The 13,164-nt window shown below is 65.3% G+C and carries 11 protein-coding genes; all 11 read left to right on the forward strand.

Going from position 1 to position 13,164, the window contains the following annotated elements; translation table 11 throughout:
- The first annotated feature begins 14 nt into the window (after positions 1-14).
- The 11 genes from K410_RS0109750 to tcuB all read left to right on the forward strand — a co-directional run bounded on the left by K410_RS0109750 (position 15) and on the right by tcuB (position 13,140).
- On the forward strand, positions 15-1,718 hold the full coding sequence (locus tag K410_RS0109750; RefSeq protein WP_028134668.1) for an NADH-ubiquinone oxidoreductase-F iron-sulfur binding region domain-containing protein: 1,704 nt from the start codon (positions 15-17) through the stop codon (positions 1,716-1,718).
- Complete coding sequence (gene fdhF, locus K410_RS0109755) at positions 1,715-4,483, forward strand: formate dehydrogenase subunit alpha (RefSeq protein WP_028134669.1); 2,769 nt, start codon at positions 1,715-1,717, stop codon at positions 4,481-4,483. Before K410_RS0109750 ends, fdhF begins: the two co-directional genes overlap by 4 nt.
- A gap of 143 nt (positions 4,484-4,626) precedes the next feature.
- Entirely contained in the window at positions 4,627-5,100 is a 474-nt protein-coding gene (gene ybaK / locus K410_RS0109760) for a Cys-tRNA(Pro) deacylase (RefSeq protein ID WP_028134670.1), read from the forward strand.
- An 18-nt stretch (positions 5,101-5,118) separates the two neighbouring features.
- Entirely contained in the window at positions 5,119-6,204 is a 1,086-nt protein-coding gene (locus tag K410_RS0109765; protein ID WP_028134671.1) for a HupE/UreJ family protein, read from the forward strand.
- Positions 6,205-6,366: 162 nt separating this feature from the next.
- On the forward strand, positions 6,367-6,807 hold the full coding sequence (locus tag K410_RS0109770) for a hypothetical protein (RefSeq protein ID WP_028134672.1): 441 nt from the start codon (positions 6,367-6,369) through the stop codon (positions 6,805-6,807).
- Positions 6,804-7,661, forward strand: a complete 858-nt coding sequence (locus K410_RS0109775; RefSeq protein ID WP_028134673.1) for an alpha/beta fold hydrolase — start codon at positions 6,804-6,806, stop codon at positions 7,659-7,661. The genes K410_RS0109770 and K410_RS0109775 overlap by 4 nt, the downstream gene beginning before the upstream one ends.
- Positions 7,662-7,677: 16 nt before the next feature.
- Positions 7,678-8,874 (forward strand): ABC transporter substrate-binding protein, encoded by a 1,197-nt coding sequence (locus K410_RS0109780; protein WP_028134674.1) that lies wholly within the window; start codon positions 7,678-7,680, stop codon positions 8,872-8,874.
- Between the two features lie 59 nt (positions 8,875-8,933).
- Entirely contained in the window at positions 8,934-9,815 is an 882-nt protein-coding gene (locus K410_RS0109785; protein WP_028134675.1) for an NAD(P)-dependent oxidoreductase, read from the forward strand.
- Positions 9,816-9,823: 8 nt separating this feature from the next.
- Positions 9,824-10,573, forward strand: a complete 750-nt coding sequence (locus K410_RS36690) for an IclR family transcriptional regulator (RefSeq protein ID WP_049819989.1) — start codon at positions 9,824-9,826, stop codon at positions 10,571-10,573.
- Between the two features lie 88 nt (positions 10,574-10,661).
- Positions 10,662-12,053, forward strand: a complete 1,392-nt coding sequence (gene tcuA, locus K410_RS0109795) for an FAD-dependent tricarballylate dehydrogenase TcuA (protein ID WP_028134676.1) — start codon at positions 10,662-10,664, stop codon at positions 12,051-12,053.
- Positions 12,040-13,140, forward strand: coding sequence for a tricarballylate utilization 4Fe-4S protein TcuB (tcuB, locus tag K410_RS0109800; RefSeq protein ID WP_028134677.1), 1,101 nt, complete (start codon positions 12,040-12,042; stop codon positions 13,138-13,140). Before tcuA ends, tcuB begins: the two co-directional genes overlap by 14 nt.
- Positions 13,141-13,164: the final 24 nt, after the last annotated feature.

Genomic DNA, 13,164 nt, shown 5'->3' on the forward strand with positions numbered 1-13,164 from the left:
ATCGAGACGAATCGATGAGCCACGACGTGCATGAGGTCCGCCCGTTCGAGCATCCCGGTGAGGGACGCCGGCGCGCCAAGGCCACGCCCAAGGGGCGCCAGGTCGACCCAACCGCCGCGCACGAGATCGAGCAGCTGCTTGGCGACCGGCCGCGGCGGCGGGATCTGTTGATCGAATATCTGCACCTGATTCAGGACAAATATCACCAGATCTCGGCTGCGCATCTGGCTGCGCTTGCCGACGAGATGAAGCTCGCCTTCGCCGAAGTGTTCGAGACGGCGACGTTCTATGCCCATTTCGACGTGGTGAAGGAGGGCGAGCCTGACATTGCGCCGCTGACGATCCGCGTTTGCGACTCCCTGACCTGCGCGATGCTCGGCGGCGAGAAGCTGCTCGAGGATTTGCAAAGCGCGTCGGGTCCCGGCATCCGCGTCGTGCGCGCGCCCTGCGTCGGGCGCTGCGATACCGCGCCTGCTGCGGAGGTCGGTCACAACTTCGTCGATCATGCGACGGTGACGAGCGTGATGGCCGCCGCGAAAGGCGGCGACACCCACGCCCATCTGCCCGACTATGTCGGTTACGACGCCTATGTCGCCGGCGGCGGCTACAAGCTGCTGGGCCGGCTGCGCTCGGGGGAGCTGTCGACGGACGATCTGTTGAGGTCGCTCGACGACGCCTCGTTGCGCGGGCTCGGTGGCGCCGGCTTCCCGACGGGCCGCAAATGGCGCGCCGTGCTGGGCGAGCCCGGTCCGCGGCTGATGGCGATCAACGGCGACGAGGGTGAGCCCGGCACGTTCAAGGACCGCTATTACCTCGAAACCGATCCGCATCGCTTCATCGAAGGCATGCTGATCGGCGCGCATGTGGTGCAGGCCTCCGACGTCTACATCTATCTGCGCGACGAATATCCAGCCTCGCGCGAGATCCTGGAGCGCGAGATCGCAAAGCTGCCGCCGGGCGGCCCGACGCTGCACATGCGCCGCGGCGCCGGCGCCTATATCTGCGGCGAGGAATCCTCGCTGCTCGAGAGCATCGAAGGCAAGCGCGGCCTGCCCCGGCACAAGCCGCCTTACCCGTTCCAGGTCGGCCTGTTCGGCCTGCCGACGCTGATCAACAACATCGAGACGCTGTGGTGGGTGCGCGACATCGTCGAGAAGGGTGCCGACTGGTGGAAGGGCCATGGCCGCCACGAGCGGCACGGCCTGCGCAGCTTCTCGGTCTCGGGGCGGGTCAAGAAGCCCGGCATGAAGCTCGCGCCCGCCGGCATCACCGTGCGCGAGCTGATCGACGAATATTGCGGCGGCATGGCCGACGGCCATCAGTTCTACGCTTATCTGCCGGGCGGTGCGTCCGGCGGCATTCTGCCGGCGTCGATGGACGACATCCCGCTCGATTTCGGCACGCTGGAGAAATACGGCTGCTTCATCGGCTCGGCCGCGATCGTGATCCTGTCGCAAAAGGACAGCGTGCGCGCGGCGGCGCTGAACCTGATGAAGTTCTTCGAGGACGAGAGCTGCGGCCAGTGCACGCCGTGCCGCGTCGGAACCCAGAAGGCGGCGCTGCTGATGCAGAAGCCGGTCTGGAACCGCGCGTTGCTGGAAGAATTGAGCCAGGCGATGCGCGACGCCTCGATCTGCGGGCTCGGACAGGCGGCATCGAATCCGCTGTCCTCAGTGATCAAATATTTCCCTGACGAGTTCAAGGAAGCGGCCGAATGACCAAGATTACGTTCGAGCTCGACGGCAAGCAGGTCGAGGCCAAACCCGGCGAGACCATCTGGCAGGTGGCCAAGCGCCAAGGCCGCGACATTCCCCATCTGTGCTATTCGCCGGCGCCCGACTATCGTCCCGACGGCAATTGCCGCGCCTGCATGGTCGAGATCGAGGGCGAGCGCGTGCTGGCGGCGTCCTGCAAGCGCACGCCGTCGGTCGGCATGAAGGTGAAGACCGAGAGCGCGCGGGCGGTGTCCGCGCAGAAAATGGTGATGGAGCTGCTCGTCGCCGACCAGCCGGCGCGCGAGACCAGCCACGATCCGGAGTCGAAGTTCTGGCACTGGGCCGAGACCACGGGCGTGACCGAGAGCCGCTTCCCGGCTGCCGAGCGCTGGGCGACCGACGCCAGCCATCCGGCGATGCGCGTCAACCTCGATGCCTGCATCCAGTGCGGCCTGTGTGTGCGCGCGTGCCGCGAGGTCCAGGTCAACGACGTCATCGGCATGGCTTATCGTAGTCACGGCTCGAAAATCGTGTTCGACTTCGACGATCCCATGGGCGAGTCCACCTGCGTCGCCTGCGGCGAATGCGTGCAGGCCTGCCCGACCGGCGCCTTGATGCCGGCCGTGATGCTGGACGAGAAGCAGACCCGCGTCACCTACGCCGACAAGAAGGTGGACTCGCTCTGCCCGTTCTGCGGCGTCGGCTGCCAGGTCACCTACGAGGTCAAGGACGAGAAGGTGATCTATGCGGAAGGCCGCGACGGCCCCGCCAATCACAATCGTCTCTGCGTCAAGGGCCGTTTCGGCTTCGACTACATCCACCATCCGCATCGCCTGACCAAGCCGCTGGTGCGGCTGCCGAATGCGAAGAAGGATGCCAACGATCAGGTCGATCCGGCCAACCCCTTCACCCATTTCCGCGAGGCGAGCTGGGACGAAGCGCTCGACATCGCTGCCAAGGGCCTCGTCAAGATCCGCGACGAGAAGGGCGTGAAGGCGCTGGCCGGCTTCGGTTCGGCCAAGGGCTCGAACGAAGAGGCCTATCTGTTCCAGAAGCTGGTGCGCACCGGCTTCGGCTCGAACAATGTCGACCACTGCACCCGTTTGTGCCACGCCTCCTCGGTGGCGGCGCTGTTCGAAGGCCTGAGCTCGGGCGCGGTGTCGGCGCCGTTCGCGGCGGCGATGGATGCCGAGGTCATCATCGTGATCGGCGCCAACCCGACCGTGAACCATCCGGTCGCCGCGACCTTCATCAAGAACGCGGTCAAGCAGAACGGCGCCAAGCTGTTCGTGATGGATCCACGCCGGCAGACGCTGTCGCGCCACGCGACCAAGCATCTGCAGTTCAAGCCCGGCTCCGACGTCGCCATGCTGAATGCGATGATCAACACGATCATCACCGAAGGCCTCACCGACGACCAGTACATCGCCGGCTACACCGAGGGCTTCGAGGACCTCAAGGAGAAGATCAAGGAGTTCACGCCGGAGAAGATGGAAGCGATCTGCGGCATCCCGGCGCAGACGCTGCGCGAGGTGGCGCGGACCTATGCGCGGGCGAAGTCGTCGATCATCTTCTGGGGCATGGGCATCAGCCAGCACGTCCACGGCACCGACAATGCGCGCTGCCTGATCGCGCTGGCGCTGATCACCGGCCAGGTCGGCCGTCCCGGCACCGGCCTGCATCCGCTGCGCGGCCAGAACAACGTGCAGGGCGCCTCCGACGCCGGCCTGATCCCGATGTTCCTGCCGGATTATCAGCCGGTGGGTCGCGACGATCTGCGCAGCAGCTTCGAGAAGCTCTGGCAACAGGATCTCGATCCCGTGCGCGGCCTGACCGTGGTCGAGATCATGAACGCGATCCATGCCGGCGAGATCAAGGGCATGTATATCGAGGGCGAGAACCCCGCGATGTCGGATCCTGATCTGCAGCATGCGCGCCACGCGCTCGCCATGCTCGATCATCTCGTGGTGCAGGATCTCTTCGTCACCGAGACCGCGTTCCACGCCGACGTGATCCTGCCGGCCTCGGCCTTTGCGGAGAAGGACGGCTCCTTCACCAACACCGATCGCCGCGTGCAGCTCGCCCGTCAGGTGATCAAGCCGCCGGGCGATGCGCGGCAGGATCTCTGGATCATCCAGGAGATCGGCAAGCGCATGGGCCTGCCGTGGAATTATTCCGGTCCCGGCGAGGTCTTCACCGAGATGGCGGAGCTGATGCCGTCGCTGAAGAACATCACCTGGGAGCGGCTGGTGCGCGAAGGCGCGGTGACCTATCCGGTCGATGCGCCCGACAAGCCCGGCAACGAGATCATCTTCACCACGGGCTTCCCGACCGCGAGCGGCCGCGGCAAGATCGTGCCGGCCAAGGTGATCCCGCCGGACGAGATTCCCGACGCCGAATATCCCATGGTGCTCTCGACCGGCCGCGTGCTGGAGCACTGGCACACCGGCTCGATGACCCGCCGCGCGCAGGTGCTCGACCAGATCGAGCCGGAGGCGGTCGCCTTCATGTCACCGAAGGACATGCGCAGGAAGCAGCTTGCGCCCGGCGATTTCATTAGGCTGGAGACCCGCCGCGGCGCCGTCGAGGTCAAGGTGCGCTCCGATCGCGACGTGCCGGAGAACATGGTGTTCATGCCGTTCTGCTACGCGGAAGCGGCGGCGAACCTGCTCACCAATCCCGCGCTCGATCCGTTCGGCAAGATCCCGGAGTTCAAGTTCTGTGCGGCCAGGGCCGAGCGCGTGGAGCTGCGGGACGCGGCGGAGTAGGACGTTCTTGTCGGGTTTGGCAGCCTAGCGCCGCCAAATCCGACTGTCGTCCCCGCGCACGCGGGGACGACAGCCTGTGGCGGGCAATTTATACCCCCATCCCCCCGTCGCGCTCCTCGCAATGACGGTGGTAGATATGGCCCATGTCCAAAGTCACCCCCGCCACACGCGCACTCGCAGCCGCCGGTGTTGCCTTCACCGTCCACGCCTACGACTACGATCCTGACGCCGAGAGCATCGGGCTGCAGGCGGCCGCCGCGCTCGGCGAGGATCCCGCGCGCGTGCTCAAGACGCTGATGGCGCAGGTCGACGGCAAGCCGGTCTGCGTGGTCGTGCCGTCGGACCGGGAAGTCTCGATGAAGAAGCTCGCCGCTGCGGCAGGCGGGAAGTCGGCGCAGATGATGAAACCGCCCGAGGCGGAGCGCGTCACCGGCTACAAGGTCGGCGGCATCAGCCCGTTCGGACAGCGCAAGGCGGTGCGTACGGTGGTCGAGCAGAGTGCGCTCGCGCAGGAGATGGTCTATCTCAATGGCGGCCAGCGCGGCTTGCAGGTGCGATTGAAGCCAGCCGATGTGCGGGATGTCCTCAAGGCGGTCGTTGCGGATGTACTGGCGTGAGCAGGATGGAGCGGGGTCATGAGGCGGCTGCTTCTGCCGTGGCTCGCGGTGCTGCTTGGCATCGGTCTTCCGGCTGAGGCGCATCAGGTCAACCTTGTCACGGCGCGCGTGGCGCTGGACGCCGATCGCACGGTCAGCGTCGAACTCGGATTGAAGGGCAGCGATGTCGATCGCCTGATCGCAATGCGGACCTATGACCCCAGACAAGACGCGGTCGATCCCGCCGCGGTCGAAGCAGCCAAGTCCGCCATCCTCGCCTATATAAGCACGCACCTGGCTGTCACGGGCGGTGCCAAGCCCTGTGTGGCCCGAGATGCGGCGATCCTGGCCGACGGCGACGGCATTCTCTATCGCAACGGATTTGTCTGCGCTGACGCCGCCGGCGACATCGTCTATCGCTCGACGGTGCTGACCGAGAAGGATCCGGCCGCGCGTCAAATCGTCCTGATTGCGCAGGGCCGGTCGGAGGCACAGGCCTTGCTCGACGCCGGCCATACGACGATCACGCTTTCAACGGCGCCGCCGTCGCTATCGTCGACCCTGCAGCGTTATCTGTTCACCGGCATCGAACACATCTTCCTCGGCTACGATCACGTCGCATTTCTGGTCGCCGTGATGCTGTGGGCGAGACGGCTCGTTCCCGTCGTCAAGATCGTGACGGCCTTCACCATCGCCCATTCGATCACCTTGTCACTGGCCGCGCTGGATGTCCTCGTCATCCCGAGCCGCGTCGTGGAGCCCGCAATCGCGGCTTCAATCGTCTTCGTCGCCGTGGAGAACTTCTTCTCGCGCGACGTCGACAGGCGCTGGCGCGTGGCCTTCCTGTTCGGCTTGATACACGGCTTCGGCTTCGCCGGCGTGCTTCGCGAGGTCGGGCTGCCACCGAACGCAGTCCTGCCCGCGCTGGCAGCTTTCAACATCGGCGTCGAGATCGGACAGGTCGCGATCGTCGCGATCGCATTGCCGATCCTCCGTCTGGCCGATCGACCCGGTGTTGAAGATCGGTTCGAAGCGGTGAGGGCGCCGGCGCTGGTTTACGCGCTGTCCGCGGTGATCTGCCTGCTTGGCAGCTATTGGCTGCTCGCGCGCGTTTTCGAGGCCTGATCCCGAGCCGCCAGCTCCTGGGACAATGCACTCCTATTGAAGCCCCTCGCGACGGCATGCGGCTTCCTGAGCACCCCACCACTTGAGTTCGGGCGGAAGCTCTGTATAGATCTGAGTAGAATAGAATGACGTTCTGCACAATAGAACGAGGGAGGTGAGGCGATGCAATCCAATCTGTTTCCCGACACCGATCCACCGGTGCCGTTCGCGCCCGATGCCGTCACCGCCGCCTTCGAGATGATCCCGGACCTGCTGGCGCGCGATGCCGCTCTGACCTTCCGTGGACGCTGGCTCGACGTCGACTGCCTGCTCGGCCCGAGCACCCAGCCCTTTCACGTTGCCATCCGCGCCGGGCAGATCGTGGACATGACGCCGGCACCCGTCCTGATGCGCTCCTGGCGGTTCGCCTACCGTGCGACGCCGGCTGCGCTTGCCGCCCATTGGCAGCAGATGCCACCAGCCGGCTGGCATGATCTGCTCGCGCTGACCAAGCGCGGACAGGCGACCCTTGAAGGGGATCTGCATCCCTTCATGACTCATCTTCAGTACTTCAAGGATCTCCTGGCGCTGCCCCGACAGAACGGTTTTGGAGGCGCGTCATGAACGGCTTCATCGAGCCGATCGTCGGGCGCTACGTGCACGTTGAAATCAACGGAGAGACCAACCGCATCTATTTCGAGGAGAACGGCAGCGGCATTCCCTTGGTCTGCCTCCACACCGCCGGTTCTGACGCGCGACAATGGCGGCATTTGCTGACCGATCCCGAGCTCACCAGACATTTCCGCATCGTCGCCTTCGACATGCCTTGGCACGGCAAGTCCAATCCGCCCGACAGCCAGTATGGCACCGAGTACCGACTGACCACGGCAAGCTACACCGCGACCATCCGCGCGTTCTGCAACGCGCTGAAGTTGGAGCGCCCGGTGGTGATGGGCTGCTCGATCGGCGGCCGCATCGTGCTCAATCTCGCCATCGAGCACGCGCGCGAGTTTCGCGCCCTGATCGGGCTCGAGGCCGCGGACTTCCAGCAGCCCTGGTACGACACGGCTTGGCTGAACCGGCCCGATGTTCATGGCGGGGAGGTCTGCGCCGCGCTGGTGTCCGGGCTGATCGCGCCTGGCGGCCCGGAAGCCTCGCGCAACGAAACGCTGTGGGGCTACAAGCAGGGCGGCCCCGGCATCTTCAAGGGCGATCTTTATTTCTATCGCGTTGACGGAGATCTGCGCGGCCGCACCGCTGACATCGACGTCAACCAGTGCCCGCTTTATCTCCTCACCGGCGAATACGACTTCTCCTGCACGCCGGAAGACACGCTGCGCACCGCCGCCGGCATTCCCGGCGCGAAGGCGACCGTGATGGAGCGGCTCGGCCATTTTCCGATGAGTGAAAATCCGGAACAGTTCCGGCGCTACATCGCGCCGGTGCTGCAAGACATCCTCAACAAGCAAAATTCGTAAACGGGAGGCTTATCTTATGAAGTTGCGTTGGATCATGGCGGCAATTCTGGCCGCACAAGCGAGCACCGCATTTGCAGCCGACAATGTGATCAGGATCGGCGTGCTCAATGACCAGTCCGGCGTGTTCGCCGACAATGGCGGGCGCGGCTCGGTTGCCGCCGCAAAGCTTGCCGCCGAGGACTTCGGCAACGAATTGCTCGGCAAGAAGATCGAGATCGTTTCGGCCGACCATCAGAACAAGCCGGACATCGCATCGGCCACCGCGCGCAAATGGTTCGACAATGAAGGTGTCGACATGATCGCGGACGGCGCGGCCTCCTCGGCCGGTTTTGCCATCCTCGAAGTTGCCAAGCAGAAGAACAAGATTTTCGTCATCTCGGGCCCCGGCTCGTCCGATTTCACGGGAAAAGCGTGCTCGCCGGTCAGCTTCCATTTCAACTACGACACCTATGCGCTGTCCAAGCTCACCAGCGATGCGATCACGCGGGCCGGCGGCAAGACGTGGTATTTCGTGACGGCCGACTACGCCTTCGGTCACGCGCTTCAGCGCGACGCGACCAAGTTCATCGAGGCCGCGGGCGGCAAAGTGATCGGCTCGGCCGCGCACCCGCTCGGAACCGCCGACTTCGCGTCCTTTCTGCTGCAGGCGCAGGGCTCCAAGGCCGACGTGGTGGGCCTGGCGACGTCGGGTGCCGACGTGCAGACCGCGATCAAGCAAGCGGGTGAATTCGGCATCGTCGAGGGTGGCCAGAAACTTGCTGGCCTGCTCGTTTTCATCACGGACGTGAACTCGCTCGGCCTGAAGGTCACCCAGGGTTTGCAGGTGACGACCTCGTTCTATTGGGATCTCAACGAGCAAACCCGGGCATGGTCGAAGCGCTATGCCGCCCTGATGGACGGCAAGGTCGCGAGCATGGTCCAGGCCGGAGTCTATAGCGGCGTTCACCACTACCTTGCCGCCGTGAAGGCGGCCGGCACCACGGACGCGACGGCCGTTGCCGCCAAGATGCACGCGTTGAAAGTCAATGATATGTACAACAAGGATGTGGCGATCCGCCCCGACGGGCGCGTGCTGCACACCATGCATCTGGTCCAAGTGAAGAAGCCGGAAGAATCCAAGTACAAGTTCGACTATTACCGGGTCGTCAGCTCCAAGCCGGGCGAAGAGGTGTTCCGACCGATGAGCGAAGGCGGCTGCCCGCTGGTGAAGTAACGACGTGACCGGGCGGCCCGCAGCCGCCCGGTCACAATGGTTCGAGGGAGAAGAACGGAATGTCTGGTTCGATTGGATTCGTCGGTCTTGGCGTCATGGGCGAGCCGATCTGCCGCAACCTGTTGCGCAAGAGCGGCCGAGCCGTGCTCGCGTTCGACCTCGCCGCAGAGCCGTTGGCGCGGATCGTGGCCGACGGAGCGAAGGCGGCAAAGTCGGTCGAGGACGTCGTCGCCGGCGCCGGGACGATCTTCCTGTGCCTGCCCAGCGCCAAGCATGTGATGTCGGTCTTCGAAGGCATCTTGCCGAACATCAGAAGCGGACAGACCGTGATCGATCTCGGCACCTCCGATGTCGGCCAGACGCGATCATTCGCCAAGCAGCTGGCTGACAAAGGCGCGCTCTGGATCGACGCGCCTATCGCGCGCACACGTCAGGCCGCGCAGGACGGCACGCTCAGCGTCATGGTCGGCGCCACGCCCGAGCACTTTGGCCGGGTCGAGCCGCTGATCCGCCATTTCGCCACGGACGTCACCCTCTGCGGTGGCACCGGGGCCGGGCAGGTCACGAAGATCCTTAACAACATGGTGCTGTTTGAGACCGTCAATGCGCTGGCGGAAGCCGTCGCGATCGCCAAGCACAGCGGCGTCGAGCCGAAGCTGCTGCTGGAGACGCTGTCGAAGGGGTCTGCGGACAGCTTTGCCCTGCGCAATCATGGCATGAAGGCGATCGTCGCCGAGGAGTTTCCGCTGCGGGCCTTCTCGACCGAATATGCGATGAAGGATCTCTCCTACGCGCTGGAGCTGGGCGCACAGGCCGGGCTGAGCCTGCGCGGCGCGGCGCTGATGCGCACGATCTTCCAGGAGACGATCGACAAGGGCATGGGCGATGCGTACTTTCCCGTCATCGCCAAGCTCATCGATCCCTCTGGATTCCCGGACTAGGAGCCTGCATGCCCGGTGTCGCCGCCGTCGACCGCGCCCTGACCATCCTTGCGGCCTTCGAGGATGCGCCGGAGCCGATGACTCTGGCCGAGCTCGCCCGGCGCACCGGCATGTACAAGAGCACGCTGTTGCGGCTGATGGCCTCGTTACAGGAGTTCGGCTATCTCCTGCAGCTCGCCGACGGCCGCTACCATCTCGGGCCGACGCCCTTCCGGCTCGGCGCGATCTATCAGCGCGGCAACAACCTGTATGATCGCGTGATGCCGATCCTGCGCCAGCTCGTGGCGGACGGCACCGAAAGCCCTTCCTATCACGTGCGGCATGATGCCAAGCGCCGGCTCTGCGTCTTCCGCGTCGACTCCCAGCATTCGACGCTCGACCGGGTCGAGGCCGGCATGCTGCTGCCGCTGGATCGCGGCGCGGCCGGACGGGTCATCCTGGCCTTCGACGGTGAAAAAGGCGAGGGCTATGACACGATCCGCGAGAGCTGCATCGCCTTGTCGTTTGGCGAGCGCGATCCCGATTGCGCCGGGCTTGCGTGCCCGGTGTTCGGCCCCGGTGGCAAATGCGTCGGCGCCCTGTCGCTCTCGGGGCCGAAGCCGCGCTTCACGCGGGACAATATCAAGGCGATGACGTCGCTGTTGCTGAAAGCCGCCGCCCGCCTGACGCGCGCGCTGGGTGGCCCGACCGAGCTGCTCGACAGTGCTTTATCGGCTTCGTCTGAAGACGCGCGTCCCGCGCGCCGGGCGAGGCGCTAGTTGTCGACAAAATGCGCAACGCTGGAAGGTCGAGCATGCCACTGACGGACAAGTTTTCCCCAATCTCGCGTGCCGTCGGGCGGCCGGCATGAGCGGCAAATACGACGTGCTGGTGATCGGCGGCGGCAACGCGGCGCTGTGCGCAGCGATCAGCGCGCGGCGCGGCGGCGCGTCGGTGCTGGTGCTGGAGGGAGCGCCAAAATTCTATCGCGGCGGCAACACCCGCCACACCCGCAACATGCGCTGCGCCCATGACGCAGCCACCGAGATCCTGACCGGTCCCTACACCGAGGAGGAGTTCTGGGAGGACCTGCTGCGCGTCACCGGCGGGCAGACCGACGAGGCGCTGGCGCGTCACATGATCCGCGAGTCCAAGGACATCCTGGACTGGATCGTGCAGCAGGGCGTGCGCTGGCAGCCCTCGCTCGGCGGCACGCTGAGCCTTGGCCGCACCAATTCCTTCTTCCTCGGCGGCGGCCGCGCGATGCTGAACGCGCTGTATCTGACCGCCGAGCGGCTCGGCGTCGACGTCGAATACGATGCCGAGGTCACCGACCTCGTGATCGAGGACGGCATGTTCCTCGCCGCACGGCTGAAACGGCCGGTCAAGGGCGAGACCGAGATCCGCGCCACCTCGCTGGTCGCCGCCGCCGGCGGGTTCGAGGCCAACATCGAATGGCTGAAGCAATATTGGGGCGAGGCGGCCGACAATTTCCTGATCCGCGGCACGCCCTATAATCGCGGCGCGATCCTGAAGATGCTGCTCGACAAGGGCGTGCAGGAGGTCGGCGATCCCACCCAGTGCCATGCGGTCGCGATCGATGCCCGCGCGCCGAAATTCGACGGCGGCATCATCACCCGCCACGATTCCGTCGTGTTCGGCATCGTGGTCAACAAGCACGCGCAGCGCTTCTACGACGAAGGCGAGGACATCTGGCCGAAGCGCTACGCGATCTGGGGCCGGCTGGTGGCGGCGCAGCCCGACCAGATCGCCTACATCATCTTCGATTCCACCGTCGTCACCAGCTTCATGCCGACGCTGTTCCCGCCGATCGCCGGCCAGACGGTGGCCGAGCTCGCCGCCAAGCTCGAGTTCGATCCGGCCGCGCTGGAGAAGACCATCACCGAGTTCAACGCCGCGGTGCGGCCCGGCACGTTCGACCACACGATTCTGGACGATTGCGTGACCGAGGGCATCACGCCACCCAAGACACATTGGGCGCGCAAGATCGAAACGCCGCCTTTTCTCGCTTATCCTGTGCGGCCCGGCATCACCTTCACCTATCTCGGCACGCGCGTGAACAAGGAGGCGCGGATGCTGATGAAGGGCGGCAAGCCGTCGGCCAACATGTTCGCGGCCGGCGAGATCATGGCCGGCAACGTGCTCGGCAAGGGCTATGCCGCCGGCATGGGCATGACCATCGGCAGCGTGTTCGGACGAATCGCAGGACGGGAAGCGGCAAAACATGCACGGAACTAGGATTCTCGACGAAGCCGACCGCCTGATGACGGTCTGCAATTCCTGCCGCTATTGCGAGGGCCTGTGCGCGGTATTTCCGGCGATGGAGATGCGCCGTGCCTTCTCCGACGGCGACCTCAATTATCTCGCCAATCTCTGTCATTCCTGCGGCGCCTGCTACGTCGATTGCCAGTTCTCGCCGCCGCACGAATTCAACGTCAATGTCCCCAAGACGCTGGCAGTCGCGCGCGCGGAATCCTATGCGGCCTATGCCTGGCCTCAGGCGCTGTCCGGTTCCTTCGCGCGCAACGGTCTCGTCATCAGCGTCATCGCTGCGCTCAGCATGGCGGCGTTCATCCTTGGCTTTGCCGCCCTCAACGATCGCAGCGTGCTGTTCGGCGTGCACACCGGTCCCGGCGCCTTCTACAAGCTGATGCCGCACAATGCGATGGTCGCCCTGTTCGGCGCCGCATTCCTCTATGCCGTTCTCGCGCTGGTCATGAGCGTGCGCGCCTTCTGGCGCGACATCGGTCCCGCGATCAGCGGGCGCGCCGATGGCGGCTCGATCTTTCAGGCGATCCGCGACGCCGGCGAGCTGCGCTATCTCCATGGCGGCGGCGTCGGCTGCTACAACGAGGACGACAAGCCGACCGACCGGCGCAGGCTGTATCACCACCTGACGTTCTACGGCTTCATCCTGTGCTTCGCCGCGACGTCGGTGGCGACGCTGTATCACTATCTGCTCGGCCGCGAGGCGCCGTATCCGTGGTGGGACCTGCCCGTCGTGCTGGGCACGCTGGGCGGCATCGGCCTGATCATTGGCCCGATCGGCCTGTTCGCGGCCAAGATGCGGCGCGATCCGGCGCTACTCGACGAGCTCAGCTACGGCATGGATGTCGGCTTCATCGCCATGCTGTTCCTGACCGGCCTCACGGGCATGCTGCTTTTGATCCTGCGCGAGACCGCCGCGATGGGGCCGCTGCTCGCGCTGCATCTCGGCGCGGTGTTCGCCCTCTTCATCACCATGCCCTACGGCAAGTTCGTGCACGGCATCTATCGCTTCGCCGCGCTGGTGCGTTACGCGCAGGAGCGGCGGACGGCGGCGTGACCCGCGCACCGTCCGGCTTGGAAC

Origin of the sequence: Bradyrhizobium sp. 22 (genome assembly GCF_000482425.1) — a bacterium.
GTDB lineage: Bacteria > Pseudomonadota > Alphaproteobacteria > Rhizobiales > Xanthobacteraceae > Bradyrhizobium > Bradyrhizobium japonicum_B.